25 protein-coding genes are annotated in these 25,880 nt (G+C 63.4%); 8 read left to right on the forward strand and 17 right to left on the reverse strand.

The genetic code is table 11. The features are described from left to right. Positions 1-330, forward strand: a 330-nt coding sequence (locus tag AC1DX0_RS10820; protein ID WP_477355292.1) for a cupin domain-containing protein, incomplete at its 5' end; no start/stop codon positions are given. Between the two features lie 85 nt (positions 331-415). Here the strand turns inward: AC1DX0_RS10820 and AC1DX0_RS10825 are convergent. From AC1DX0_RS10825 to AC1DX0_RS10840, 4 genes are all read right to left on the reverse strand, one after another. Next, complete coding sequence (locus AC1DX0_RS10825) at positions 416-1,846, reverse strand: cryptochrome/photolyase family protein (RefSeq protein WP_477355295.1); 1,431 nt, start codon at positions 1,844-1,846, stop codon at positions 416-418. Between the two features lie 187 nt (positions 1,847-2,033). Then, complete coding sequence (locus AC1DX0_RS10830) at positions 2,034-4,472, reverse strand: GcvT family protein (protein ID WP_477223447.1); 2,439 nt, start codon at positions 4,470-4,472, stop codon at positions 2,034-2,036. A 127-nt stretch (positions 4,473-4,599) separates the two neighbouring features. After that, the gene (locus tag AC1DX0_RS10835) at positions 4,600-4,893 is read right to left on the reverse strand and encodes an HlyU family transcriptional regulator (protein WP_477223448.1); all 294 of its coding nucleotides are present in this window, start codon (positions 4,891-4,893) and stop codon (positions 4,600-4,602) included. A 47-nt stretch (positions 4,894-4,940) separates the two neighbouring features. Further along, positions 4,941-5,582 carry a TetR/AcrR family transcriptional regulator gene (locus AC1DX0_RS10840; RefSeq protein WP_477223449.1) on the reverse strand — a complete coding sequence of 214 codons (642 nt, stop codon included), beginning with the start codon at positions 5,580-5,582 and terminating at the stop codon, positions 4,941-4,943. A gap of 185 nt (positions 5,583-5,767) precedes the next feature. Here AC1DX0_RS10840 and AC1DX0_RS10845 point away from each other — a divergent pair, with 185 nt between their 5' ends. Both AC1DX0_RS10845 and AC1DX0_RS10850 read left to right on the forward strand, forming a co-directional pair. Continuing rightward, positions 5,768-6,445: a PspA/IM30 family protein gene (locus tag AC1DX0_RS10845; protein ID WP_477223450.1), complete on the forward strand. Its 678-nt coding sequence runs from the start codon at positions 5,768-5,770 to the stop codon at positions 6,443-6,445. A gap of 55 nt (positions 6,446-6,500) precedes the next feature. Next, positions 6,501-6,761, forward strand: a complete 261-nt coding sequence (locus tag AC1DX0_RS10850) for a YiaA/YiaB family inner membrane protein (RefSeq protein WP_027030482.1) — start codon at positions 6,501-6,503, stop codon at positions 6,759-6,761. A gap of 76 nt (positions 6,762-6,837) precedes the next feature. Here AC1DX0_RS10850 and AC1DX0_RS10855 read toward each other — a convergent pair whose 3' ends face one another. Next, a complete protein-coding gene (locus AC1DX0_RS10855; RefSeq protein WP_477223451.1) occupies positions 6,838-7,524 on the reverse strand; it encodes a PadR family transcriptional regulator in 687 nt (228 codons plus the stop codon). 272 nt (positions 7,525-7,796) lie between these two features. On the opposite strand from AC1DX0_RS10855, the gene AC1DX0_RS10860 reads away from it, so the two are divergent. Then, on the forward strand, positions 7,797-8,054 hold the full coding sequence (locus AC1DX0_RS10860; RefSeq protein ID WP_477223452.1) for a DUF2798 domain-containing protein: 258 nt from the start codon (positions 7,797-7,799) through the stop codon (positions 8,052-8,054). A 56-nt stretch (positions 8,055-8,110) separates the two neighbouring features. Here AC1DX0_RS10860 and AC1DX0_RS10865 read toward each other — a convergent pair whose 3' ends face one another. The 4 genes from AC1DX0_RS10865 to AC1DX0_RS10880 form a co-directional block, all read right to left on the reverse strand. After that, complete coding sequence (locus AC1DX0_RS10865; protein WP_477223453.1) at positions 8,111-8,503, reverse strand: thiol-disulfide oxidoreductase DCC family protein; 393 nt, start codon at positions 8,501-8,503, stop codon at positions 8,111-8,113. A 13-nt stretch (positions 8,504-8,516) separates the two neighbouring features. After that, a complete protein-coding gene (locus tag AC1DX0_RS10870) occupies positions 8,517-9,581 on the reverse strand; it encodes a DMT family transporter (protein WP_477355299.1) in 1,065 nt (354 codons plus the stop codon). Between the two features lie 26 nt (positions 9,582-9,607). Further along, a complete protein-coding gene (locus AC1DX0_RS10875; protein ID WP_477223455.1) occupies positions 9,608-9,877 on the reverse strand; it encodes a putative hemolysin in 270 nt (89 codons plus the stop codon). Positions 9,878-9,981: 104 nt separating this feature from the next. Next, positions 9,982-10,275, reverse strand: a complete 294-nt coding sequence (locus AC1DX0_RS10880) for a GYD domain-containing protein (RefSeq protein WP_095202008.1) — start codon at positions 10,273-10,275, stop codon at positions 9,982-9,984. A gap of 279 nt (positions 10,276-10,554) precedes the next feature. Here AC1DX0_RS10880 and AC1DX0_RS10885 point away from each other — a divergent pair, with 279 nt between their 5' ends. Continuing rightward, positions 10,555-11,610: a TauD/TfdA family dioxygenase gene (locus tag AC1DX0_RS10885; RefSeq protein ID WP_477223456.1), complete on the forward strand. Its 1,056-nt coding sequence runs from the start codon at positions 10,555-10,557 to the stop codon at positions 11,608-11,610. Between the two features lie 20 nt (positions 11,611-11,630). Here the strand turns inward: AC1DX0_RS10885 and AC1DX0_RS10890 are convergent, their stop codons facing one another. The 4 genes from AC1DX0_RS10890 to AC1DX0_RS10905 all read right to left on the reverse strand — a co-directional run bounded on the left by AC1DX0_RS10890 (position 11,631) and on the right by AC1DX0_RS10905 (position 17,127). Next, the gene (locus AC1DX0_RS10890; RefSeq protein WP_477355302.1) at positions 11,631-12,206 is read right to left on the reverse strand and encodes a hypothetical protein; all 576 of its coding nucleotides are present in this window, start codon (positions 12,204-12,206) and stop codon (positions 11,631-11,633) included. Positions 12,207-12,232: 26 nt separating this feature from the next. Continuing rightward, the gene (rpoD, locus tag AC1DX0_RS10895) at positions 12,233-14,257 is read right to left on the reverse strand and encodes an RNA polymerase sigma factor RpoD (RefSeq protein ID WP_477223458.1); all 2,025 of its coding nucleotides are present in this window, start codon (positions 14,255-14,257) and stop codon (positions 12,233-12,235) included. A gap of 421 nt (positions 14,258-14,678) precedes the next feature. Further along, entirely contained in the window at positions 14,679-16,616 is a 1,938-nt protein-coding gene (gene dnaG, locus AC1DX0_RS10900; protein WP_477355305.1) for a DNA primase, read from the reverse strand. Between the two features lie 142 nt (positions 16,617-16,758). Then, on the reverse strand, positions 16,759-17,127 hold the full coding sequence (locus AC1DX0_RS10905) for an RcnB family protein (RefSeq protein WP_477223460.1): 369 nt from the start codon (positions 17,125-17,127) through the stop codon (positions 16,759-16,761). 387 nt (positions 17,128-17,514) lie between these two features. Between AC1DX0_RS10905 and AC1DX0_RS10910 the strand changes: the two genes are divergently transcribed. After that, positions 17,515-19,179: a Na/Pi cotransporter family protein gene (locus tag AC1DX0_RS10910; protein ID WP_477355308.1), complete on the forward strand. Its 1,665-nt coding sequence runs from the start codon at positions 17,515-17,517 to the stop codon at positions 19,177-19,179. Between the two features lie 311 nt (positions 19,180-19,490). Continuing rightward, complete coding sequence (locus AC1DX0_RS10915) at positions 19,491-20,675, forward strand: MFS transporter (RefSeq protein WP_477223462.1); 1,185 nt, start codon at positions 19,491-19,493, stop codon at positions 20,673-20,675. A 10-nt stretch (positions 20,676-20,685) separates the two neighbouring features. Here the strand turns inward: AC1DX0_RS10915 and AC1DX0_RS10920 are convergent, their stop codons facing one another. Further along, positions 20,686-22,947: a heavy metal translocating P-type ATPase gene (locus AC1DX0_RS10920; RefSeq protein ID WP_477223463.1), complete on the reverse strand. Its 2,262-nt coding sequence runs from the start codon at positions 22,945-22,947 to the stop codon at positions 20,686-20,688. Between the two features lie 109 nt (positions 22,948-23,056). Between AC1DX0_RS10920 and AC1DX0_RS10925 the strand changes: the two genes are divergently transcribed. Next, the gene (locus AC1DX0_RS10925) at positions 23,057-23,494 is read left to right on the forward strand and encodes a MerR family transcriptional regulator (RefSeq protein WP_477223464.1); all 438 of its coding nucleotides are present in this window, start codon (positions 23,057-23,059) and stop codon (positions 23,492-23,494) included. A gap of 11 nt (positions 23,495-23,505) precedes the next feature. Here the strand turns inward: AC1DX0_RS10925 and AC1DX0_RS10930 are convergent, their stop codons facing one another. The 3 genes from AC1DX0_RS10930 to AC1DX0_RS10940 form a co-directional block, all read right to left on the reverse strand. After that, entirely contained in the window at positions 23,506-24,135 is a 630-nt protein-coding gene (locus tag AC1DX0_RS10930) for a LysE family translocator (protein ID WP_477223465.1), read from the reverse strand. A gap of 357 nt (positions 24,136-24,492) precedes the next feature. Continuing rightward, entirely contained in the window at positions 24,493-25,050 is a 558-nt protein-coding gene (locus AC1DX0_RS10935) for a GNAT family N-acetyltransferase (protein WP_477223466.1), read from the reverse strand. A gap of 46 nt (positions 25,051-25,096) precedes the next feature. Then, on the reverse strand, positions 25,097-25,807 hold the full coding sequence (locus AC1DX0_RS10940; RefSeq protein ID WP_477223467.1) for a DNA helicase: 711 nt from the start codon (positions 25,805-25,807) through the stop codon (positions 25,097-25,099). Between the last annotated feature and the right edge of the window lie 73 nt (positions 25,808-25,880).

Here is a 25,880-nt window from a genome sequence, read left to right on the forward strand (position 1 = left end):
TGGCGTTGGGTCGGACCGGGTGTGCGCCAACGTTCGGTATCGGTGCCTGAAGTCTCGAACATCAAGGTGTTCATGCTGAAGGCGGCGCCAGGAACCAAGCTGCCACACCATAGGCATACCGGCTACGAATGGACATGCGTGCTCGAAGGCGCATTCGAACACCAGTTCGGCCGCTACGGCCCTGGTGACTTCGACGAGGCCGACGAGACGATGGAACACAAGCCGACCGTATGTGACGGCGACCCTTGCATCTGTATCGTGGCACTCCAGGGTAACATCGTGCTTCAAAGCCGGCTTGGCCGCATCATACAGCCGCTGCTCAGGCTTTAGGGAGCGCTGCCCATGTCCCGCTCTGCTGGACTTTGCCGCGACCTATTCCTCGCCTCGAACAATGATGGATGGCTCGCGATCGATCCTAATTGCTTCGTGTCTCGCGGTAGGCGGCGAGCGCGCGCTCCCTGGCGTCTGAATGGTTCACGATTGGCGAAGGATAATGCTCGCCGATGGTGATTCCGCACTCCTTCAGGACTGAAGCGGGGGCTTCCCATGGGCGGTGCACATAGCGGTCGGGCAGCTTTGCCAGTTCCGGCACATAGCACCGAACGTAACTGCCATCCGCATCGAATTTCTCACCCTGAAGTATCGGGTTGAAAATCCGGAAATAAGGGGCGGCGTCGGCGCCTGATCCGGCCACCCACTGCCAGCTGGCCGGGTTGTTGGCAGCGTCCGCATCCACCAATGTATCCCAGAACCATTCCTCGCCATCACGCCAGTCGATGAGAAGATCCTTGACGAGGAACGACGCCGCGATCATGCGGACCCGATTGTGCATCCACCCTGTCTGCCAGAGTTCACGCATGCCGGCGTCCACTATGGGATAACCGGTTCGCCCGGACTGCCACGCCCTGAGCGCCGCCGGCGCGCTTCTCCATTCGAATGCATCGAATTCGGATCGAAAATTTTCCAGATGCAGCTTTGGCCGATTGAAAAGCAGATGATACGAGAACTCGCGCCAAGCGAGTTCCTTGCGGAAGGTCTGTGCGCCTTCACCACGTGTGCGCCGCAAGGCCGCCATTATCTGGAACGGAGTGATTTCGCCGTGCGCGAGATGCGGTGACAACCCCGAGGTCCCTTGGACACCGGGCACGTTCCGACTATCGGTATAATTACCGAGCCGATCATCGAGAAAGGTCGCCAGCCTGTCTGCTGCGCCTTGTTCACCGGGCTGCCATCGTTCGGCAAGGCCGGACGACCAATCAGGTCTTTTCGGTAGGAGCTTGAATTCATCGAGCCTGTCCGAGYGCAGCTTCCCCTTCCACGCGACAATCGATGTCGGCACATCAACCGGATCTCGAACTTCGTCTTCCGCAAGCCGGTTGTAGAAGGGCGTGAACACTTTGTAGAAGTCGCCGGATCGCGTCATGAGCCGAGACGGCTCGTGCAGCAGGAAACCGTCGAAGCTTTCTGCCTGAAGACCCTTCGCGCGTAACTCGGACTTGAGCGCCGTGTCGGCGGTGATGCTCACGGGAGTATATCGCCTGTTCCAGAAGACGGCGTCAGCACCGGTAGCCCTTGCCGTCTCTGCGACGATTTCTTTCGTTGCCCCCTGCCGCAAGACGAGCGGTGCTCCCAGTATCCCGAGCGACTTTCCCAGTGCTGAAAGCGAATGGTGAAGCCACCATCGGCTGGCGGCGCCTGCCGGCCGCGCGTCCTGTCGCTCTTCGTCAAGAATGAACAGCGGCACAACGGGTTTGCCCGTGGCGCTGGCGGCCGCGAGCGCACCGTTATCCGAGACCCGCAGATCGTTTCGAAAGAGGACGATGATTGGCGCCGAATTGATGGTCATTGGGATCCGTCGCTACTGAGAATTCAAATCATATCCCGGCGATTGATTTTGCCCACAAGTTACACGAGAGCCGCCACGGCGCCCGATGGCGACAATGCCATAGCTTGGACAGAACTTCGGATCGCCCGCCCCGTTCCGAGAGGGCTTTGCAGCACCGGGAACAGCAACACCTGATACCAGCAGCGCCTTACATCCGCGCCCTGGCTGACGTGGGGTCATAAGGCGAATCCGCGATGACCTCAGCGATCTTCCGTTCCCCCAATATGGCGACGTCGAGTTTGGTGCCGGGCTTGCTGAGACGCTCGGGCAGCAGCGCCAGCGCCAGATCATGTCCGAGCGTGTAGCCATAGCCGCCCGATGTTATGCGCCCGACCAGCTCGCCGCCGATATAAAGCCCCTCGCTGGCAAGCGTGCTGGCGCCGTCGGTCTCTATTCTGAGCGTCACCGAGCGGCGCTGGTCGTTTTTGTCCTTGTATTTCAGCACCGCATCGCGGCCGACGAAATCACCCTTGTCGAGGCGGATGAAGCGTTCGAGCCCACTCTCCAGCGCGTTGAGCTCCGGGTTCATGTCGCGATACATGGCGCGGTAGGATTTCTCCAGCCGCAGCGATTCCAGCGCATGCAGCCCGACGAGGCGCAGGCCGTGCTTCTCGCCCTCTCTCAGGATCGCGTCGAGCAATTGCCGCTGGTAGGCCATGGGATGGTAGAGTTCCCATCCGAGCTCACCTTCGTAGTTGACGCGCAGCATGCGCACATCGCTGGCCAGCGCCACGCTGCCAGTCTTCACACCGAACCAGGGAAAGGCCGCGTTCGACAGGTCGATTTCGGTGAGGGGTTGCAGCACGTCTCGCGCCTTCGGCCCGACGACCGTGAAGCAGCCACGCTCGTTGGTGACATTCTTCAGGCTGACGCTGCCGTCGGCGGGAAGCAGCTTTGACAGATCATCGAAATTCCAGCGCTCGGCGCGCGGCGTCGAGATGAGATAGAAACTGTCTTCGCCAAGGCGCGCCACCATGTATTCCGCCTGCACACCGCCTCCCGCCGTGAGGTGATGCGCAAGCACAGCCCGGCCGGTCGCCGGCAAGCGGTTGGCGAGGATCCTGTCAAGCCAGGCGGAAGCACCTTGCCCCGACACCTCGAATTTGGTCATCGGCGTCATCTCGACCAGGCCGACGGCGTTGCGCACGGCCTGCACCTCCTCGCCGACAAACACGCCCTTGGCGGTCCAGCGCCAGCTATACTGGTCCTTGGCCTCGACACCCCTAGGCGCGAACCAGTTGGGCATCTCCCAGCCATTGAGCACGCTCCAGACGGCACCGAGCTCGGTCAGCCGTGCGTAGGACGGCGCGGTTTTTTGCGGGCGGGCGGCGGGCATGTCCTGTCCCGGATATTTCTGCTCCGCATGCGTGCCCCAGGCCTCGCGGACTTTCTCGCGTGTCCAGGCCTTGTTGGCGTAGTCGCCGAAGCGGCGCGGGTCGAGATCGGAGGTGTCGAGGCTGTTGCCGCCTTCGACGATCCGCTCCGACAGGTAATAGCCGATCGTGCCGCCCCACAGGATGCCGCCCGGCACGCCCTCGGCCAGCCACACATTGGGCAGGCCCCAGGCCGGTCCCATCAGCGGAAGCTCGTCCGCGGTCATCTGGAAAGGGCCGCGGACATTGGCCTTGATCCCGGCGCGTCCCAGCGCCGGCACGAGCTGCGTTGCCTGCTCCCAGTTCCATGACACCGCCTCGAAATCCTCTTCGACGAGATCGGCGCCGAACCAGGCGGGCACACCATCCTCGGCGAACAGCTTGAGGTGTTCGGTGCGCTCGTAAGGCCCGAACATGAAGCCGTCGCCTTCCTCGCGCAGATAGCCCTCAAAACCTTCGTCGCGCAGGATCGGCATTTCGCCACGTCCCTGCTTCTTGCGCTCGACGATCTCCGGCACCGGCTCGGTGATCCAGTACTGGTGCAGGATCGGGATGGCGGGGATGTCGAGGCCGAGCAGAGCGCCGGTCTGGCGCGCGTAATTGCCGGTCGCGCAGACCACATGCTCGCAAATGATGTCGCCCTTGTTGGTCGCGACCCGCCATTCGCCGCTGGCGGTCCGCTGAAAGCCGGTAACCTCGGTGTTGAGATAAATCTTGGCGCCCAGATCCCGCGCGCCCTTGGCCATGGCATGGGTCACGTCGGCCGGCGCGATATGGCCGTCATCGGGATGATAGAGCGCGCCCAGCATATGCTTGTTGTCGAGAAGCGGGCACAGCGCCCTCGCCTCCGCCGGCGACAGCAAATGCGCCCGCATGCCCTGGACGTCGGCCACGCTCATATAGCTCTTGTATTCGTCGAGCCGGTCCCTGGAGTTGGCGATGCGCAACTGCCCGCATTTGTGCCAGCCGACAGGCTGGCCGGTCTCGGCCTCCAGCCCCTCATAGATCTCGATGGTCTTGTTGATCATCCGGCCGATATTGATGTTGCGGGCATAGGATGGGACGAGGCCCGCTGCGTGCCAGGTCGAGCCGGCCGTCAGCTGTGTGCGTTCGAGCAGGGCAACGTCGGTCCAGCCGCGCTTCGCCAGGCCGTAAAGGATGCCCGCGCCAACGCACCCGCCGCCAACAACCACCACCCGCGCATGTGTCTGCATCGACCCACCAAATCCCAGCTATTTCCAATATGCCGTCGAAGCTACAGGCGCCGAAAGGCCGTGTAACGTCTTCAAAAACTAGGGGTGATAATAAGCTGGATTTATGCAGGCGGTACCTTGCCGCGTCCTACCCGAAAATCCGCTCGCCCTGTTCATCGACCAGCTGCATGCCCTTCTTGATCGAGATGTCGACGGCGTCGTCGAGGCCGGCGAAGCGGTCGGCGCGGATGAATTTGTGTTCCTTCATCACGCCGTCGACCTCCTTGGAGACGACACCGCAGGTCTGGTACTGGCCGTCGTTCTTGTAGGGCGTGGCGCTGATCAGGAAACCCTTGTGCTCGACCTGCTTGGCCGGTGCCGCACTTTTGGGCTCGGCCGCCTCACCGCCGCCACCGCCGAAAAGACGTTTCAGAAAAGACATGGCTCAAATCTCCTTGTTCGCACTGCAAACCGCGGTCCGTTCGCGATTCACGACGTTTTCGTCCCAGCATGCGCGAATGTGCCGTCGCGTTCCAGCCCCCTGATAAAGACGGCGACCAGCAGTTCGATCTGCTGGTCGATCTCGTCGGCCTGCCGGCGCACGGATCTCGCGGCATAGCCACTGGTGACGATGCCATGCACACTCGACCACAGCGTACGCGCGGCGATCCGGCGCGTATCATCGTCGAGGTCGAAATCGCCGCCGGCGAGCACCTGGGCGATGATCTCGAACAGCTGGTCGAGCCGCGATTCATAGGCGTCCGGCTCGGCCAGCGTCGGACGGCGCCGGTTGAAGGCGAGCAGCGCCGGCCAGCTGCCCGGATGCGCCTCGACAAAGCGCACATAGGCGCCGGCCAGCGCCAGCAGGCGCTGGCGCACATCGGTGATGCCGCGCTTGCCGAGATCGACCATCGCCGCCGCCCCTGCCGCGCCCAGCCGGTCGAGCAACCGCATGTTGACGGCGCGGTGCACCCCGTCGAGATCGGAAAACAGATTGTAGACCGAGCCGACCGAGATGCCCGCCTGCTCGGCGATGGTCCTCGCCTTCAGATTGTCCATGCCGCCCTCGTTGAGCAGCACCTCGGCAATCGCCAGCACCCGCTCGCTTATTTCTTCCCTGTCCAGTGCCATGCTTGTCCTTGTAGATGCCCGTGCCTCAGCCCAGGCTGCAAGTGTTTCGAACCACGATCGTCCTTTCGTTTACCATATAAGGGATTTCGTGAACAGCGTTCAAAAACCTCTTGAACAATGTTCATTTCCTGTTATGTTGGCGTTGTGAACATTGTTCACGGCAACAATTCGCAGGGAGAAGAACCATGCTTAGCCTGATCAGAACATTGCTCGACGGCGCCAGCGCCCGGGCCGAGGACGGCCTCAAGGATCGCTTCGCCATCGACCTCCTGGCGCAGCGCATCCGCGACGCCGAGGCGGGTCTTGCCGCCGCCAAGCAGACGCTTGCTTCGCTGATTGTCCGTCAGCGTACCGAGCAGGCCGGTCTCGACCAGCTCGAGCGCCGCCACGCCGATCTCGAAAGCCGCACCATCAGCGCGCTCGCCGCCGGCAATAACGGGCTTGCCGAAAGCGGTGCGGCGGCCATCGCCGAACTGGAGAATGAACGCGAGGTCCGCCGCGCCACCGTGCAGAGCCTTGGCGAAAAGACCTTGCGGATGCGCGTTTCGGTGGAGCGGGCGCATCGCCGCATCATCGACCTCAACCAGGGCATGATCTCGGCCCGGGCCATCGATGCCGAGCGCAAGGCGCAGTCACGCCTCGTCAGGTCGATCGGCAATTCGGGAAGCCTCAACGACGCCGAGGAGCTCTTGGCGCGCATCAAGGGAGCCAGCGACCCGTTCGAGGAGGCCGGCATTCTCGACGAGATCGACGGCGAGTTGCGTCACGAAGCGATCCGCGACCGCCTTGCCGACGCCGGTCACGGCCCGGCGGTGAAGGTGCGCGCCAAGGACGTGCTCGAGCGCTTGAAGACCATCAACTGAAAACCAGCCTTTGCAGACCTGATCTCATCAACCATCAAACCAACGGAGAACTCCAATGAACGCCAATCAGACCTACATCATGTTCAACACCGCCTCGGTCGGTGCCGCCTATTTCATGCTCGGCCTGTCGCTGTGGCTGGCGCCGGTTGACCTGGCGACCAAGGGTTATTGGGCGATGGGCATCCTGCTCTTGACCGGCAGCCTGGTGAACCTGGTCAAGTACCGCACCGATGAGCGCCTGTCGTCCGAGATGACCGCCAAGATCGAAAAGGCGCGCAACGAAAAGCTGATCAGCGAGTATGTCGGCAAGGAATGATGCCATCCGCATCATCGCCAACAAAAAAGCCCGGGTCTCCCCGGGCTTTTTTGCGTACCGCGAAGTGCCGCCCGCCTCAGCGGGGCGACAGCGCTTCCAGTGCCTCGGCGGCGGCTTCGAGGATGGCGATCGCCTCGGCCTGCTTGTCGGCCGGCGCGTCGACGATCTCGCCCAGCGCCGCGCGCAGGCGGTGGCGGATGGCACGGAATTCGTCGCGCGTTTCCGAGCGCTCGCCACGGCCGCTACGGCCACCACGCCGCTCCTCGCCATCATCGTTCCAGCCGAACCAGTCGCGCGCCTTGGCCATCTTGCGGCCGAAACGCTCGAGGTGTTCGAGCACGCCGTCGATCATCTCGCGATTGTCGGCAAGATGCGCCTGCCCGGCCTCGGTGATGGAAAACACCTTCTTGTTGCCTTCGCTCGACGAGACGGCATAGCCGGCCTCTTCCAGGAAGGTCAGCGTCGGGTAGACCACGCCCGGGCTCGGGCTGTAGATGCCGCTGGTGCGCTCTTCCAGCGCCTTGATGATGTCGTAGCCGTGGCGCGGCGCCTCGGCCAGCAGCGACAGCGTGATCAGCTTGAGGTCGCCGTCGGCCAGCATGCGGCCGGCGCGGAACATGTCGCCCGGGCCACCGCGTCCGCCACCGCGACCGCCATGGCCGAACGGGCCAAAGCCACCGCCACGTCCACCGAACTTGCCGGCCATATGCATGAACATGCGCTCGCCGAAATGACTGCGCCCGAAATGATTGTCTTTGTGCATTGATTGCTCCTTGAGTTCTATCTTACGATATATCTTAAGTAGGCGTCCGCTTTCGTGGAGTCAAGATATATCTTACGATGTATCTGAATGTCGCGCCAGAGGCTTGCTTTCGCCGGAACGCGCGGCTAGAAGGCGCTCGAGGGTCAATGACCGCTCCGTAAGCGTCTGACGTCAAGCAACGCATCCAACCCCGGTCCTTCCGGGCAGTTACGCCGAAACCGGCGAACGGATGCCACATGCGAACGACCGGACACTTCAGGGAAACTCCCAAAATGACTGCAAGACCTCAGCGCAGGAAGCTGCCTGCGCACTATGCCGCGATCCTCAGCCCCTTGGTGCTGTCGCTGCTGATGACCTTCATCGTGTCACTGATCTCGACACTGAAAAGCCTTGGCTTTCATCCCGACCTGCCGTCCATCTGGATGACCGCCTCGGGCCTGTCCTGGCTGGTGGCGTTTCCGACGCTGCTCCTGGTGCTGCCCATGGTGCGCCGTATCGTCGGTGCGCTGTGCGAGCCGGCTGGCAGATAGAGCCGGCAGACAAAGGTCCGGAGACACTTTCCGGACCTTTGCACATCATCGATGGGCTACCAACGGCCCTTGCGGCGGTTCCAGGCGTAGAGCAGATCGGCGAAACGATCATAGGCAAAACGCGTCAGCGGCAAGGCAACCGGATTGCCGAAAAGCGTGGCCAGCCAGCCCTCGCCCGGCGTTGCCGCCCACACGGCGATGGCGACGTCGGCACCGACCAGCAAGCGGCCATTCGCATCGGTGGCGTGCAGCCGACGGCGGATGTCCTCCAGCGAGGCGCCAAATCCGGCCAGCGCTTCCGGCTCCAGATTGATGTCGCGAAACGCAATCCGCCCGGCCTTGACCGCTTCGATCAGCCGCCGCTTCTGCCGGCTGATGCCCGCATCGCAGACAGGGCACCGCGTATTGTACCAGACGGTCAGTTCAGGCCTGGGTGTTTGCTTGAGCATGATCCTGGCATGCTCAGCCGTGGCTATGCCGGTGATGCAGGTCAGGATAATGCGGATGCCGGTGGCGCATCGGCGCGTGCCGGTGCCAATGCGAATGCGGCTCGCTCACCGGACCGTCATGGTGGTGCTGGTGGTGTTCGTCATGCACATGGCTGTGCTCGTGTTCCAGCGCCTCATGGTCGTGCTCATGCTCATGACGCTCCGACAGATGCAGCCACAGGCCGATGCCCATCAAAAGCCCGGCGATCGCCAGCTTGAGCGTGACGGCATCGCCAAGGATGGCGATGGCCAGCAGCGCACCGATAAACGGCGCCAGCGAATAATAGGCGCCGGTCCGCGCGGTGCCCAGATGGCGCAACGCCACGATGAACATCACCAGGCTGACACCGATGCCGAAGAAACCGACGGCGGCCGTTGCCGCCACGATTGACGCTGAAGGAAACGAAGCCCCGGCGGCAAGCGCCAGCCCGACATTGACGACACCCGCCACCAACCCTTTGAGCATGGCGATCACCACCGGATCGGTGGCCGAGATCTTGCGGGTGAAATTGTTGTCCAGCCCCCACGCCAGGCATGCCCCGGCGACCAGCATGGCGCCAAGGTTGAAAGCGACGCCGTCGCCTTGCCACGACAGCAGAACGGCGCCGGCAAGGATGGCGAAGGCGCCGACAAGCAGGCGCCGGTCGACATTCTCGCGGTAGACGAGCCAGGCGATCGCCATTGTCGCCAACCCTTCGAGATTGAGCAGCAGCGCCGAACTGGACGCGGTGTTCAACGTCAGGCCGAACATCAACAGCACCGGCGCGACGATGCCACCCATGCCGATCGCCAGCGCCAGCCATGGAATATCCCGGGCTGCCAGTTGCGCCTCGCCGGCGGCGGCCTGTCTGCCGCGAAGCAGGCGATAGAGAGCGAGGCCGACACCGGCGCCGAGATAGAGCRGGCCGGCCAGCATGAAGGGGTTCACGGCATCGAGCAGCAGCTTCGACAGTGGCGGCGTCGCCCCGAACAGGACAGCCGAGCCAAGGGCGAGCGGCACACCGGGCCAAAGATGCGAATGGGAATGCGGCTCGGACATGATCTCACCCTATTATAGCGCGCACGTCACTTGCCTCTCATAGCCGCCTTTGGCCCGACGCATTTGTTGTCGCGAAACAGCGCCCACTCCTCGCACAGGCGCCCTTTGGGCAGCCGGCAGAATCCATATTCGTTGCCGGCTCTGTCCTTCCTGATCACCAGGCGCCCGCCGATCTCGCCACAATGGACGGATGCCGGATTGGCCATGCCGATTGCCTTCTGTGCGGCAGCACCGGCGGCGACCGGCATCGACGATACCAAGGCAAGGCCGATAGCCAATATCGAGACTTTCTTCATCGCGATCACCTCCTGGCCACAGTCTATCAGCGCAAATCGCGCTGTCCTGCGGCAAAGCGCCGTCAGGCCGGGTACCCTATCATCGCCTTAGAACCTACCGCTTGCTATCCAAGCGACGAGATGATCTCGCGGTAGGCGAATTCCGGGAAGGCCTTCAGCGTCCGTGACTTGAGGTTTCCGTTCGCGGCCAGCATCAGCGCGAARCGCGCCAGCACCGCATCGTCGGGCGCTTCGACCACCGCCACCATGTCGAACTCGCCCATGGTCAGGTAGAATGCCTTGAACGATCCTCCCATCTCGCCCAGCTGCTTCCTGGCGGCGTCGAGGCGCTTGGGCGAATCGCGCACGTTCTTCGCGCCCTGCTCGGTCCAGTTCATCAGCATGATGTAGGTCGTCATGGTACGCCTCCTTCCGGAGCCACGGAGCACGGCGGCTTCGCCGGGGCGGGCATCCGGGTTGTCGCCCAGAAAATGCATCCGACGCGAAATTATCCTCCTGCGGCGCACGTCCCGCAAGGACGCATCCACGCCATCATGTGCGGGCTTGAGGTGACACTCTGCAGCGGCCGGGGAAGGCCGGTTTAAAAACCCGCCTGATTGCGGCAATCTCCGCCGTGGTCATCGGTCCGGGAAATTCCAGGCTGACGTCCGACACCGATCCAGCCGCCGGAGGGCTTCATGCGCGAGACAACAGACCTGCCGCCGGACCGGATCGACATTCCTGCCGCATGGACCGGCGAGGACATGGCGAAGCATCCCGGGAATTGGCTGGCCGAATTGGACCCTCGGGACATCGCCGAGCTAGAATTGGCGGCAACCGGCTTTCTCGCCGGCTCGCAGGATATCGGCGGCCTGACCAAGGCCGATTTCCCCTTGCCCCGGCTCGCCGGCCATCTTGTCGCGCTTCGCCAGAAACTGATTGCAGGCATTGGGTTCGAGGTGCTTCGCGGTCTCCCGGTCGACAGATACTCGGCTGAAATGGCGGCAACGATCTTCTGCGGGATCGGCGCGCATCTGGGGAGCGCACGGTCGCAGAATGCCCAGGGCCATATACTCGGCCATGTCCGCGACATCGGCGCCGACGCGAAGGCCGCCACGACGCGCATCTACCAGACGGCGGAGCGCCAGACGTTTCACACCGATTCCGCCGATGTCGTCGGCCTGCTCTGCCTAAGGGATGCCATGCAAGGCGGCGAGTCGCTGCTGGTCAGCACGGTGACGATCTACAATGAGATGCGCAAAAGACGGCCCGATCTGGTCCGCCTGCTGTTTGATCAGATCGCCACCGACCGGCGCGGCGAGATACCGGAAGGCGAAAAGCCTTATTTCGAAATCCCGATCCTCAACTGGCACGCAGGATTGCTGACCGGCATCTACCAGCGCCAGTACATCGACAGCGCCCAGCGCTTCCCGGACGCAATGCGGCTGAGCGCCGCGCATGTCGAGGCGCTGGATCTTCTCGACAGCCTTGCCAATGATCCGCAGCTGAACCTATCGATGCGGCTGCAGCCGGGCGACATGCAGTTCGTCTACAATCATTCGCTGCTGCACGACCGCATGGGTTTTCGCGATTGGCCAGACCCGGACAAGCGGCGCCATATGCTGCGCCTGTGGCTGTCGATTCCCGGCGACCGCCCGCTGCCCGATTGCTTCCGGCAGCGCTATGGCTCGATCGAGATCGGCGACCGGGGCGGCATCATCGTCAAGGGGACACGGCTGAACGTGCCGCTGTAGGAGCGTCCCTCGCCCAGCGCCTAGCCGTCGACCGTTCTGATCAATCCCTGCTCCGAAAGATCGGTCCTGTGCCTGAGAACATATCTGTGGCTTAGGCCAACGGAACTTTCCGGAAGTCCCAGATAGGTGGCGAGTTCCTCATGGAGCTCAAGCGGATCGATGTAGTCTTTCGCTCCATCCATCCCCAATATCCGAAGCRGATCGTCAGATTCGGCCTGCCTGCCGATCGTCGCCAGCAAGGCCGGAGCGTCTTCCAGCCTTGGACGCATGTCCTCGGGGCCGGGGTCATCCATTGTCATGCCAGGACAGGAATTGTAGCGCGATTCAAGAACGCCGTGCTGTGCCGCCAGCAGGTATAGCTGCTCCTCATCGTAGACGGTGACCGCAATGCCGACACACATAAGATCGCGGGTCAGTCTTTGGAGGAAGGACTCAATCCAGCGCGTGTCGAGCTGGTCGGTCTCTTGGTCCGAGAAGGTGGTCCAACCGTTCTCTTCGCTCGTGACGAAAGCGTCGACATTTTCTGACCTCAGCCAGTTGGCCAACGCTTCCTGCGTTGGCCCCTTTATGCTGATGGTCCCGTAGGTCGCGCCCATCCTGGAAATCCTTGGAGCGGATTATCCTAGCTGTCGAGGAAGCTGCGCAGCTTGCGCGACCTGCTCGGGTGCTTGAGCTTGCGCAGCGCCTTGGCTTCGATCTGGCGGATACGCTCGCGGGTGACCGAGAACTGCTGGCCGACTTCTTCCAGCGTGTGATCGGTGTTCATGCCGATGCCGAAGCGCATGCGCAGCACACGTTCCTCGCGCGGTGTCAGCGAGGCCAGAACGCGCGTGGTGGTCTCGCGCAGATTGGCCTGGATCGCCGCGTCGATCGGCAGGATCGCCATCTTGTCCTCGATGAAGTCGCCCAGATGCGAATCCTCCTCGTCGCCGACCGGCGTTTCGAGCGAGATCGGCTCCTTGGCGATCTTCAAGACCTTGCGCACCTTTTCGAGCGGCATGGCGAGCTTTTCGGCCAGTTCCTCCGGCGTCGGCTCGCGGCCGATCTCGTGCAGCATCTGGCGCGAGGTGCGCACGATCTTGTTGATCGTCTCGATCATGTGCACCGGGATTCGGATGGTGCGCGCCTGGTCGGCGATCGAACGCGTGATCGCCTGCCGAATCCACCATGTCGCGTAGGTCGAGAACTTGTAGCCGCGGCGGTACTCGAATTTGTCGACCGCCTTCATCAGGCCGATATTGCCTTCCTGGATCAGGTCGAGGAACTGCAGGCCACGATTGGTGTATTTCTTGGCGATGGAGATGACGAGGCGCAGATTGGCCTCGACCATTTCCTTCTTGGCGATCGCGGCCTCGCGYTCGCCCTTCTGCACCTGGTTGACGATCTTGCGGAATTCCAGGATCGAGATCGCCGTTTCGGTGGCGAGGTTCTGGATCTCGGCGCGCAGCTCCTTGATCGCATCCTTCTCGTTCTTGGTGAATTCCTTCCAGCCGCGCGACGTCAGATTGCCGATCGCGCGCGTCCAGTTGGGGTCGAGCTCGGAACCCTGATATTCCTTCAGGAACTCCTCGCGGCGCACGCCATAGCTTTCGGCCAGCCGCAAAAGCTTGCCCTCGTTCTGCACCAGGCGCTTGTTGATGTCGTAGAGCTGCTCGACCAGCGCCTCGATGCGCGCGGTGTTGAGCGACAGCGACTTCACTGCCTTGATCAGCTGGTCCTTTAGCTCCTTCAGCCGGCGGTCCTGGCTGGGCGACAGCGTGCCGGCGGCGGCCAGACGGTTCTCGACCTGCTGGTCCTGCAGCTTGCGCAGCTTCTTGTAGGTATCGGCGATGACGTCGAGCGTCTCCATCACCTGCGGGCGGAGTTCGGCTTCCATCGCCGCCAGCGACAGGCTGGCCTCGTCCTCGTCTTCCTCGTCGTCGTCGCCGATGCCGCGCGTGTCGGCGCCGACATTGGTGATGTCTTCTTCCTCGTCGCGGCCGCGACGCGGCTTTTCCTCGACCTTGGGCGCTTCCTCGATGCGCTCGACCACCGGCGCCTGCTTGGCTTCGGGWCCGGCATAGGTSGCTTCKAGGTCGATGATCTCGCGCAGCAGGATCTTGGATTCGTTGAGCTCGTCRCGCCAGATGATGATGGCCTGGAAGGTCAGCGGGCTTTCGCAGAGGCCCGCGATCATCGTCTCGCGGCCGGCCTCGATGCGCTTGGCGATSGCGATTTCGCCCTCGCGCGACAGCAGCTCGACCGAGCCCATTTCGCGCAGATACATGCGCACCGGATCGTCGGTGCGGTCGGTCGGCTCTTTCTTGGTGGTGGTGGCGGCGACCGCCGTGCCGGTCTGTTCGGCCAGTTCGTTGGCGTCTTCCTCAGCGTCCGCCGCGGTGTCGCCGGCCTCAGCCTCTTCGCCCTGCTCATCATCCTCGACGACATTGATGCCCATGTCGGACAGCATCGCCATCGTGTCCTCGATCTGCTCGGAGGTCACTTCCTCGGAAGGCAGCACCGAATTCAGCTCGTCCATCGTGACATAGCCGCGCTTCTTGGCGGCCTTGATCATCTTCTTGACAGCATCATCGGAAAGGTCGAGCAGAGGSCCATCGGTGGCGCCTTCGCGTTCGGTCTCGACCTCTTCCTTTTCCTTAGTCGCCATAATTTTTATCTTCTCCAAGCGGCTGCCATCGAAGCCGCGTAAGCTGTCGGACCAGTCGAAACCGGATGTGCTCGCTTATGAAACGCGCTTCACCGGGCCAGTAACCGCATCTACTTTTGTTTGATGCCTGTCGTTGCCCCAAAACCGGTTCCACTTTTGGGCGACATGCATTAAGTCCAGATTAACCCTGATATCTGTGGCAGGCTGCCTGCCTGTCCAGTCACCAGTACCTCACATCGCTCATTTCCCGTCGGCGCGGGTGCGGGTTAACGTTTCGAATCGTCCTGATTCCGCCATTCTGTCGGAAGGTCAAGCGCCTCTCGCATGATTCGCATGAAAAAAGCGAATCAATTACCCGACTTAGCGCGCCCTGCCCCCTAGGGAAGCCTGGCCACGCTCTCATTCCTGTATTCAGCTGCACTTAGGCTCGCCCGGCCCTGCCCGACGAAACGCCGAATCCTTCGATCAGCGCTTCCGTCGCCTGTACATCCTGAAATTGCGCCTGAATTTCGATCAGATGGCGGAAGTTTTCGTCCGATGGATCTGCTTCGAGCGCGGCTTCCGCCTGTTTCAGCTCCTTATGTAAGGTGCGCGCGCTGCGCTGCAAGTGCAGCGCCTGGTTSARRGCGTCGCGGGCATCGTCGAGCGCCGCSGTCTCSAGCGCCGGCCATTGCCGCGCCCGTTTGATCAGTTCGACCGCGCGCCCCCAGATCTCGGCGCAGCCGGCGCGCTCGATCGTCGTCACCACGGCGTGGCGGTCATTGGCCATGTCATGCGCCATCGCGTCGAGGATGGCGGCGTGCAGCCGCTGCAGATCGGAATTGACGAGGTCGAGAAATTCGACATGGGCGAAATTCTCGTCGATCAGCGGCGGATGGTTGACCAGCGCGACGATGATCGTCGCCTCGCGCACCGACATTCCCTCGCTGCCGCGCTTGACCAGCGCGGATTGGCCGAGGCTTTCGGTGATCGCCATGCGGCCGCCGCCAGGCTTGGCGAATTGGCCGCCGGGTGCGGCTGCCTTGCCCTGCTGCCCCGGTTTCCACTCCTGGCGCCCTTGCCGCGCATCGCGCTGCGAGCCGAAGAAGCTCTTTTCCCGCTCACGCATTTCCTGCTGGTAGTGATAGCGCGTGCTTTCGTCGCGGATGCGGCTGGCGAGTTCCCGCAGCGTCTTTCCCAGTTCCGCCCGCCGCTCCGGCGTGTCGAAGACACCGCCCGTCGTCTCGCGCATCCACAACAGATCGACCAGCGGCCGCGCATCGGCAAGCACGGCGCGGAAAGCGTCCGGCCCCTCGGCCTTGACGAGGTCGTCGGGATCCTTGCCTTCCGGCAGCAGCGCGAAGCGCGCCGAGCGCCCGGCCTGCACCGAAGGCAGTGCCAAATCAGCAGCCCGCCATGCCGCCTTCAGTCCGGCCTTGTCGCCGTCGAAGCACAGCATCGGCTCGCCTGCCATGCGCCACAACAATTCCAGCTGATTTTCGGTGAGCGCGGTGCCGAGCGGCGCCACGACATTCTCGAAGCCGGCCTGGGCCAGCGCGATCACGTCCATATAGCCTTCGACGGCAATGACCGTGCCGCCCTTGGCCAGCGCCTTGCGTGCGCGGGCGAAATTGTAGAGCACATTGCCCTTGTGGAAGAGCTCGGTGTCGGGCGAGTTCATGTATTTGGCCAGCGCATCTGGCGCCAGCGCGCGGCCGCCAAAGGCGATGATCTTGCCGCGCGAATCCGGGATCGGGAACATGATGCGATCGCGGAACCAGTCATAGGAGACCGGGATGTCGTCGCCATGACGCACCAGCCCGCARGCCTCGATATCGGCTTTCGGCACGCCYTTKGCSGCMAGATGCTCCTTCAGCGCGTTGCGGCTATCGGGCGCGAAGCCAAGCCGGAACGACTGCTGCGTCGCCGGCGTCAGCCCACGATCCCTGAGATACGCGCGGGCTTTGGCTCCCTCAGGTCCCTGCAGCCGTTCCTGGAAGAAGGCGGTCGCCATTTCCATGACGTCGGTCAGGCTGGCGCGTTCCTTCTCGCGCTGTTCCTCCCGTTCGTCGCGCACCGGCATCGGCACGCCCGCCATGTCGGCGATCTTCTCGACCGCCTCGGGAAAACTCAATCCTTCGAGTTCGGTGAGGAATTTGAAATGGTCGCCCGAGACCGAGCAGCCGAAACAGTGGTAACGCCCCTTCTTGTCCTCGCAATGGAAGGACGGGCTCTTCTCGCCATGGAACGGGCAACAGGCCCAATAGTCGCCCCGCGACGTATTGGTCTTCTTGCGATCCCACGCGACGCGCTGGCCGATGACCTGTGAAATCGGCACGCGGTCGCGGATCTCGTCGAGAAAGGCGGGCGGAAAGCGCATTGAGGGAACTCGTTTCCCCACCATATAAGCATGCGCGCGAAATCCGACGACCCCCAATACGAGCCATACCCGGTTTCCACAGGGCAAAAAGAAAGGCAACCGTTGCGGGCCGCCTTCCTTCTCAGTCCCGTTGTGCGGGAACTTACTGCGCGGCAAGCGCGCCGAAGATGACGCCCGACAGGATGCCGACCAGCACATAGTCGTTGCCGACGCGGATCCATTCCTGGCCGCGGCCGGGACGATGCAGGCCGTAGCGGCCGTAGTCGCGGACCGGCTGATGCTGCCTCCAGCCGGAATATTTCTGGCCGTTGCGCCAGTTGTTGCGCTTCACGACGACCTTCTTCTTGAAGACGCGCTTCCTCACATCGTTGTGGTGGCCGGGCTTCTGCCAGTCGACCTTGGTGTAATTCGACTGCGCCGCGACCGGCGCATTCATCGGCGCGGCCTGGCCGGTGAGCGACGTGGCGGCGAGCACCGAGACGGCGAGGACAGAAAGAACAATGCGTTTCATGAGAAGTCTCCTTGGTTGTCGATGCCAGAGGAATAACGGCCGACGGATGAACTGAAACTGAACACAGACATTACAATTATGTAATGAAATCCTGTGGTTATTCCTGAGATTTGAACATCATCGCAAGGTTGACGGCGGCACGGGCGGCAAAGGCGGCCGACCCGCGTCGGGCCGTGGGGCGGCAAGGCAAGCATTTGCGCACCCGTCCATTTCCCGACACGGCCTGTCGCACCGCGACGGCCCCATGAAATCGACAAAATTTTATTATCCGGCTAAAATATTCCGGCTATTATCGACGACTGTCATGACCATGATTCGTATCCTCGTTCTCTCTCCCGACCGCCGCGATGTCCGCATCCTGCGCGCCCTTCGCATGCGGGCGCCCCGATGAGCGGTTCCGTCGTCCTTCTGCATCTGGCCGGCGCCGTCGCGCTGATGCTGTTTGCCACCCGCATGGTGAAGACCGGCGTCGAACGCGCCTATGGCGATGTGCTGCGCCACAGGCTGCGCGCCACCATGCGCAATCCGATCATGGCGGTGCTGGCCGGCACCGGCCTTGCCATCGCGCTCCAAAGCTCGACAGCGGTCACCCTTTTGGTCGGCTCCTTCGCCGGTTCCGGCATCGTCTCGGGCGCGRCCGGCCAATTGGCGGTGCGCGGCGCCGAAATCGGCTCGGCGCTCGTGGTCAAGCTCTTGACCTTCGATCTCACGCTCTTGGTGCCGCTCTGCCTGATCACCGGCACGGTGATGTTCATGGCCACCGAGCGACGCGACTGGCGCCAGACCGGCCGCATCCTGGTCGGCATCGGGCTTCTGATCCTGTCGCTGGAAATGATCGGCCAGGCCTCCGAGCCGCTGCGCAACAGCCAGCTCATGCCGGTCATCATCAACTACTTCTCCAGCGATTCCATCACCGCCTATCTCCTGGCGGCGCTGATCACCTGGCTGTTCCAGTCGAGCATCGCGGCGGTGCTTTTGATGGCGACGCTGGCCGGCCGCGGTCTCATCAGCCCGGAACTCGGCGTCGTCCTCATCCTCGGCGTCAATCTCGGCTCCTCGATCATCGCACCGATGCTGACCCGCTCGGCCGGACCCGCCGTGCGCGTCGTGCCGATCGGCAATCTCCTGATGCGCGGGCTGGGCTCGCTGATCATGCTGATCCTGTTCATGATTGTCCGTCCGCATGTCGGCTTCCTCGGTGCGACAGCGGCGGACCAGATCGTCAACGCACATATCCTGTTCAACGTCATCATCCTGCTCGCCGGCCTGCCGCTGGCCGGCTTCGTCTACCGCGCCTCGGAAAAGATCGTGGCACTGGGCACCAAGCCGGAGCCGGCCGCCTCGCTCGACATTGTAGAGTTGTCCGCGCTCAACGAGAGCGCGCTCGACATGCCGAGCCAGGCGCTGGGCAACGCAACGCGCGAGGTGGTGCGGGTCTGTGAAACCGTCGAGATCATGCTGAAGCGCATCATGGAACTCTAYGAGAGCGCCGACGCCGACAAGATMAAGGCGCTGGCKGCCCTTGACGACCGTGTCGACCGCAAGCATGCGGCGATCAARCTCTAYCTSGCCAAGCTCACCAAGAACCAGCTGACCGAGGACGAGGCCCTGCGCTGCCAGGAGCTGATTGGCGCCTGCATCAAGCTCGAGCAGGTCGGCGACATCATCGTGCGCAACATGCTGGTGCATGTGAAGAAGAAGTTCGAGCGCGGGCTGGAATTCACCGACGAGGGCTGGAGCGAATTGTGCGCCTTCCACAGCTCGGTGCTGGCCAATGCGCGGCTCGCCTTCAACGTGCTGGTCTCGCGCGATCCTGAAACAGCCCGCCAACTGGTGCTGGAGAAGGACCAGTTGCGCGACCGCGAGAAGGAAACCAGCGCCAGCCATTTCCTGCGGCTGCGCGAAGGCACCGCCAAGAGCGTCGAAACCAGCTCGATCCACCTCGACACCATCCGCGACCTGAAGCAGATCAACTCGCTGCTGGCGTCGATGGCCTATCCAGTGCTGGAAGAGCGCGGCCTGCTGACAGGGTCGAGATTGAAGGCGAGCTGAGGCATTGAAGCTGCCAATCTCCCCACCTGTGGGGGAGATGGCCGGCAGGCCAGAGGGGGGCGCCGTAGAGCACGACGGTTGATATTGCCCTTTGATTTTTTGTTTTTGTCACTCAGCCCTCTCGCAGAAAGTTTGACAGGCCGGCGGGCCAGCGCCCCCCTCTGTCCTGCCGGACATCTCCCCCACAAGGGGGGAGATTGGCGCTTCACCGGCTCACCACCATTCAAGAAAACCTAAACTCGCGACAAAAATTTCTGGATTGCCCAAACCGCGCATCCGTGGTTTGAGGCCGTTGCAGCCAAGGCTTTCCCATGTCGCTTCCGCTCATTGCCCTGTTCATCGCCGCCTTCGCTTTCGGCACCACAGAATTCGTCATTGCCGGCGTGCTGCCGCAAGTGGCGGAAGGGCTTGGCGTTTCTGTCCCCTCCGCCGGCTATCTCGTCTCCGGCTATGCCTGCGGTATCGCCATCGGCGGCCCGCTGCTGGCGCTCGCCACCAAATCCTTGCCGCGCAAGACCTTGCTGCTCGGCCTCGCCGTCGCCTTCACCATCGGCCAGGCGGCTTGTGCGCTGGCGCCCGACTTCACCTCCATGCTGCTTCTGCGGATTACCGTGGCGGTCGCGCATGGCGCCTATTTCGGCGTCGCCATGGTGGTTGCCGTCGGTCTCGTTCCCGAGGACAAACGCGGCATGGCAGTGGCGGTCATCCTGTCCGGCCTCACCGTCTCCAACGTCATCGGCGTGCCGGCCGGCACCGCCATCGGTAACATCTGGGGCTGGCGCGCCACCTTCTGGGTGATGTGCGTGCTCGGCGTCGCGGCAACGCTCGCGATGACGGCCCTTCTGCCGCGCACCACCGGATACCAGGCCAAGCCCGCCAGCCTCGCCCGCGAGGTCCGCGTCCTGGCGCGCCAGCAGGTCTGGACTTCGCTGATCCTGATGCTGATGCTGATGCTCGGCCAGTTCTGCCTGTTCACCTACATCACGCCGACCCTGCTGGAGGTCACCGGGCTCGACGAGAACCTGGTGCCCTGGGTGCTGCTGCTCAACGGCGTCGGCGCCACGCTGGGCGTCTTCCTCGGTGGCAAGCTCTCCGACTGGAAGCTGATGCCCTCGCTGATCACGATGCTTGGCCTACAAGCGGTGACGCTGGCGGTCATCTACGCCGTCAGTCCCTATCCCCTGCCTATGGTTGTCGCGATCGTCATCTGGGGCGGCCTCAACTTCGCCATCGGCACGCCGATCCAGACCCGCATTCTGGCCTGGACAGCCGACGCCTCCAACCTGGCCTCCTCACTGATCCCGTCCGGCTTCAATGTCGGCATTGCGCTTGCCGCGTCGCTGGGCGCCGCCATGCTCAATGCCGGCTACGGCTATCGCAGCCTGCCCGTGGTCGGCGCTTTCGCCATGCTGGTCGCCGTGGTCGTTGCAGTCGTCTCCAATGTCTGGGAAGGGCGCAGCAGCGCCACGCCGCCACTGACGGCACCGGCCGAGTAGCCCACGGACCTCACCCGCGCCAGCGCAAGAGCCGCATGGCGTTGGCTGTCACCAGCACGGTGGCGCCGGTGTCGGCCAGGATCGCTGGCCACAGACCGGTGATGCCCAAAATGGTGGTGACCAGGAACACCGCCTTCAGCCCGAGCGCCACGGTGATGTTCTGGCCGATATTGGCCATCACCGCGCGTGACAAGCGCACCATGCGCGCGACATCCATGACGCGGCCATGCAGGATCGCCGCATCCGCCGTCTCAAGCGCCACATCGGTGCCCCCGCCCATGGCGATGCCGATGTCGGCGGCGGCGAGCGCCGGCGCATCGTTGATGCCGTCGCCGACCTTGGCCACCGTCAGCCCTTCGCGCTGCAACTCGCCGACGATGCGCTGCTTGTCCTGCGGCAGCAATTCCGCCCGCGCCTCGATGCCGAGCGAGGTGGCTATTGCCTCAGCCGTGCGGCGGTTGTCGCCGGTCAGCATCACCGTGCGGATGCCCTCTGCCTTGAGTGCCGCGATGCCGGCCGCCGCATCCAGCCGCGGCTCGTCGCGCATGGCGATCAGCCCGGCCACCACGCCATCGGCGACCAGCACCGACACCGTCTTGCCCTGGCCGTTGAGACTGTCGACGGCAAGCCGCTGTGCTTGCGTCATCTCTGCACGCTCGCCCGCCGCCGAGCCGGAACCCAGGAAGACGGCGATGCCGCCGACGCTGCCCTCGACGCCCTTGCCGGAGATCGCCTTCGCCGCCAAAGCCGGCGGCACCGGCGCCTTGTCGGCCTTGGCCCTGTCCAGGATCGCCACCGCCAGCGGATGGCTGGAGCCCTGCTCGAGTGCTGCCGCCAGCGCCAGCACGCTGCGCTCATCGCGGCCATAGGCGACAATGTCGGTGACGACAGGCTTGCCCGCGGTCAGCGTGCCGGTCTTGTCGAAGGCGACAGCCGTGATGCGGCGAAAGCCTTCCAGCACCGCGCCGCCCTTCATCAACAGGCCGCGCCGGGCGCCGGTCGCAAGGCCAGCGGCGATTGCCGCCGGCGTCGAGATGACCAGCGCGCAGGGGCAGCCGATCAGCAGGATCGCCAGGCCCTTGTAGATCCACTCATTCCAGTCTCCGCCGGCGACCAGCGGCGGCAGCAGCGCCACCAGCGCGCCGACCACCAGCACGCCGGGCGTATAGATGCGAGAGAAGCGGTCGATGAAGCGCTCGGTCGGTGCCTTGGCCTCCTGCGCCTCCTCCACCAGCCGCACCACGCGGGCGATGGTGTTGTCGGAAGCGGCGGCCGTCACCCGCACCTTGAGCACGCTATCGCTGTTGATCGTGCCGGCGAAGACAGCCTCGCCAAGGCTCTTGCGCTTCGGCGTGCTTTCGCCGGTCACCGGTGCCTCGTCGATATCGCTCGAACCTTCTGTTATTGCGCCATCCGCCGGGATGCGATCGCCCGGCCGCACGATGATGACGTCGCCGACGCCGAGCTGTTCGGCGGGAACTTCAACCGTGCCGCTTCCCCGCTCGACCAGCGCTGTCTTCGGCACCAGATCGGCCAGACCCTGGATGCTGGCCCGCGCCCGGCCGGCGGCGACACCTTCCAGAAGTTCGCCGATCAGGAACAGCACAACAACGGCAGCCGCTTCCTCCGTGGCGCCGATCATCACCGCACCGACAGCGGCGATGGTCATCAGCATCTCGATCGAAAACGGCGTGCCGGCCAGGGCCGCCATCAGCGCGCGCCGCGCGATCGGCACCAGGCCGACCAGCAGTGCGGCCAGGAAGACCCAGCGCTCAGCCGCGGGAAAAAGATGACCAATGCCGTACGCAGCGACAAGCGCTGCCGCACAAGCCAGCGTCAGCGCCGCGCGGCGGCTGCGCCACCGCGCCTGCCCCGGCTCGGCATGGCTGTGCAGATGCGCAGAGCCTGCAGGCTCTCCATTGGGCTGTCCACCGTCATGATCATGCCCCGCGTGGTCGTGATCTTCGTGCTCGTGGCCTTCGTGGTCGTGATCGACATGGTCATGCGATTTGGCTGCTGGCCCGTCGGCCCTGGCTTGCGCCTTGACGATGCCGTAGCCCAGCCGCGCCACCTGCTGCAGCACCTTGTCGTCATCGAGCCGGCCGCCATGGCTGACGGTCATGCTGGCGCCGGTCACCGAAACCGAGACGTCGGCGACGCCGTCGAGGCGGCGCACCGCCGTATCGATCTTGGTCGCGCAGGAAGCGCAATCCATGCCGCCGATCTTGAACCGTGTCTGCCGGAGTCTTGCCTGCTCGTGAGGAGCCGTCATGCCATCACCTGTCTGCTTCACCCGCACGACGCACCGCCGCATAGGCCTTGAACCCTGATGCCAGGCACTATAATTGCTCTAGTCACTAGAGCTTCAAGAGGCAAAATGCATGTTTTCGATCGGTGATCTTTCCCGCCGCACCGGCGTCAAGGTGCCCACCATCCGCTACTACGAGCAGATGGGCCTGGTCGCCGCGCCCGAGCGCTCGGAAGGCAACCAGCGCCGCTATTCCAGGCAGGAGCTGGAACGGCTGGCCTTCATCCGTCACGCCCGCGACCTCGGCTTCGCCGTCGAGGACATCCGCGCGCTGATCGAATTGAGCGGTCACCCCGAGCAGCCTTGCGGCCACGCCGACAAGATCGCGCAGGAGCAACTGATCTCCGTGCGCGAAAAGATCGCACAGTTGAAGCGGCTGGAAACCGAGCTGGAGCGCATCACCTCCTGCTGCGACGGCAAGACGGTCGGCGACTGCTACGTCATCCGCGCGCTGTCCGACCATGCATTGTGTGCCGACGAGCACGGTAAGGATGGCAGTGAGGTGCGATAGCTCCGGCTGGCTCAGGCCCTCGAAAACAGCAGGCTGAGACCGGCAAAGCCGAAGAAGGCAGCCAGGACTCCTTCGATACCGCGCCACGCCCGACGATACATGCGCACCATCGGCGGCGTCGAAAAGGCCAGGGCATAGCCGCAAAATATCGTCACGCTCAGCACCGCGCAGCCAGCCAGGATGAGGACGACATCTTGCCTCGAGGCGCCGGGGCCGAGACCGAGCGTGACCAGGGCGATCCAGCCGAGAATGGATTTCGGATTGCTGAGATGCATCAGCAGGCCGCGCCTGTAGAGGGCGAAGCCGGATACGGGCCGATCAACGAAGTGCCCGGCGTCACCATCCCTGGTCAGAGCGCCCCTGGCTGCCTTAACAGCCAGGAAGAGCAAATAGAGGCCACCCAGTATCTTCAACACAATGAGAGCTTGCGCATAGCGCGTCAGCAAAGCGGAGATGCCCGTCGCCGCCATGAGGCCCCAGAAGATGGAGCCGGTGACAACGCCGGCGGCCAAAAGCAGGGCGGCATTGCGGCCCTGCTGCATTGCGGTTCCCATGATCCGCATGTTGCTCGGCCCGGGACTGGCCGCGGCAATGATGTAAGCGGTGTAGACGAGGAGCAGGTGATGCAGATCGACGGACACGAGGGAGCCTTCGCAAGCTGATTTGAGCCAAGGTGGGTCCTTGGCGGCGAGTATTGATACTATTCCGTTCGCGGTTTCCGATAGGCGGCAGAGCGGGACGCGGTATGATCCAGCAAGGCGGATAAGGCTGAAAGATCATCGACGGAACCGCCCCTGCAAGGCTTGGGTTCCTCGCCCCCGCGAAGTGGGGGAGAGGTGGCCGCGAAGCGGACGGAGCGGGGGCTTCGTAGAGCTCGAAATAGACGAGTAAGGTCTTTTCGAATTGCCCCAATTGCCCACGCAGGCGCAATCCCCCTCTCCGTCTCGGCTTCGCCGAGCCACCTCTCCCCCACTTCGCGGGGGCGAGGAACCTGAGCTCTATAAATCGATCCGGAACCGCAAACTCTCCACACCGCCATAGGCGGCGTCCTCGAAGAAGCGTTCGACCAGTATGCCGCCATTGGCCAGGATCACCTTGTGCGATGCCGGATTGCCCGGCTTGGCGGTGACCTCGACATAGGGCAGGCCGACGGCCCTCGCCTCCTCCAGCATCAGCCGCAAGGCCTCGGTGGCGTAGCCGCGACGCCGCTTCCACGGCACCACCGCATAGCCGATATGGCCAAGCACATGCGAAGGCAGTGCCGCCGTGCCCCTCTGCCAGCGGAAGCCGATCGAGCCCGATGCCTCGCCATCCCAGATCCAGCGGCGGAATCCCGGCAGGCGCGGCACTTGTGTGCCGTCGGGCAAGGTGATCGGGCCACCCCGAGCTTCGGGATCATCGAGGCTGGCCAGGAACGCCACGGGATTCTCCTCTATGGCCGCAAGCTGCTCGCGCGTCGCATCCATGAGCCGAACATTGTCCGGCGACCAGCCGCGCTCGAGCGCCGCCTTGTAGGACGGCAGATGTTCAAGTGCTGGTTTGACGATCTCGACCATGATCCATGCTCCCTGGCCGCAGGCATAACCGTGGCCGACAGAAGGCTCAAGCTGCCTGGAAACGGATCTCGCCCTTGTTCAGAAAACAGGCCTTGTTGAACAGCGACAGATCCAGCGGGTTCGGCAACCTGATGTCACTGATATCGGGGAACGGTTTTGTCGATGGATCGTAAGACCGGTCGATCTGCGAGATGAACACCAGGATCACGCCGCTGTCGCGTGCGAAAGCCTTCAGCGTGCGGACCTGGTCCATCAGGCCCGGATTTTCCCGCTTCTGGTCGAGCAGTTGCAGATAGTCGACGACCGCCAGCGTGCCGCGCGGCGCCGAGCCCAACGCCTTGACGATATAGTCGGCGCTGATGGCATCGGAATTGTCGAACTCGAACAGTTCGTTGAACCGGGCCGGCTCGACCCCGATGGCATGAAACCGCTGAATCACATCCCGTTGCGTATATTCCAGCGTGAAGAACACGCTGCGATGGCCTGATTTCATCGCTTCGACCGCGAGTTCGAGGCTCATCATGGTCTTGCCGTGACCCGGCCGCGCACCGACCAGAACCAGGTCACCCGGCGCCAGCTGCGCAAACAATTTGCTGGCGGGCGCCGTCTCGGAAAGCTTCGCCGCAAGCAGGCTCCAACTGGCAAAACCTTCGCGAGCGGCAATACGGTCAAGCGCCTGGTGGAGCGGGATTTTTGCCTCGCGCGACAACAGCCTGGCTTGGCGTTTCAGATGATAGACGGGCTGGGATAGCCTCATCGCAAAACCTCCTGGTGCGAGCAGTTTTCGCAACCCCTCCTTATGCCTGGTGCTCGAACAGTCGGTTCGGTGA

The sequence above is a fragment of the Mesorhizobium sp. P3_A9 genome (assembly GCF_056402975.1).

Coding starts and splice junctions, on each gene's coding strand:
- AC1DX0_RS10830 (WP_477223447.1), bottom strand. CDS start 4,472: ATGCAGACACATGCGCGGGTGGTGGTTGTTGGCGGCGGGTGCGTTGGC.
- AC1DX0_RS10835 (WP_477223448.1), bottom strand. CDS start 4,893: ATGTCTTTTCTGAAACGTCTTTTCGGCGGTGGCGGCGGTGAGGCGGCC.
- AC1DX0_RS10840 (WP_477223449.1), bottom strand. CDS start 5,582: ATGGCACTGGACAGGGAAGAAATAAGCGAGCGGGTGCTGGCGATTGCC.
- AC1DX0_RS10845 (WP_477223450.1), top strand. CDS start 5,768: ATGCTTAGCCTGATCAGAACATTGCTCGACGGCGCCAGCGCCCGGGCC.
- AC1DX0_RS10850 (WP_027030482.1), top strand. CDS start 6,501: ATGAACGCCAATCAGACCTACATCATGTTCAACACCGCCTCGGTCGGT.
- AC1DX0_RS10855 (WP_477223451.1), bottom strand. CDS start 7,524: ATGCACAAAGACAATCATTTCGGGCGCAGTCATTTCGGCGAGCGCATG.
- AC1DX0_RS10860 (WP_477223452.1), top strand. CDS start 7,797: ATGACTGCAAGACCTCAGCGCAGGAAGCTGCCTGCGCACTATGCCGCG.
- AC1DX0_RS10865 (WP_477223453.1), bottom strand. CDS start 8,503: ATGCTCAAGCAAACACCCAGGCCTGAACTGACCGTCTGGTACAATACG.
- AC1DX0_RS10875 (WP_477223455.1), bottom strand. CDS start 9,877: ATGAAGAAAGTCTCGATATTGGCTATCGGCCTTGCCTTGGTATCGTCG.
- AC1DX0_RS10885 (WP_477223456.1), top strand. CDS start 10,555: ATGCGCGAGACAACAGACCTGCCGCCGGACCGGATCGACATTCCTGCC.
- AC1DX0_RS10905 (WP_477223460.1), bottom strand. CDS start 17,127: ATGAAACGCATTGTTCTTTCTGTCCTCGCCGTCTCGGTGCTCGCCGCC.
- AC1DX0_RS10915 (WP_477223462.1), top strand. CDS start 19,491: ATGTCGCTTCCGCTCATTGCCCTGTTCATCGCCGCCTTCGCTTTCGGC.
- AC1DX0_RS10920 (WP_477223463.1), bottom strand. CDS start 22,947: ATGACGGCTCCTCACGAGCAGGCAAGACTCCGGCAGACACGGTTCAAG.
- AC1DX0_RS10925 (WP_477223464.1), top strand. CDS start 23,057: ATGTTTTCGATCGGTGATCTTTCCCGCCGCACCGGCGTCAAGGTGCCC.
- AC1DX0_RS10935 (WP_477223466.1), bottom strand. CDS start 25,050: ATGGTCGAGATCGTCAAACCAGCACTTGAACATCTGCCGTCCTACAAG.
- AC1DX0_RS10940 (WP_477223467.1), bottom strand. CDS start 25,807: ATGAGGCTATCCCAGCCCGTCTATCATCTGAAACGCCAAGCCAGGCTG.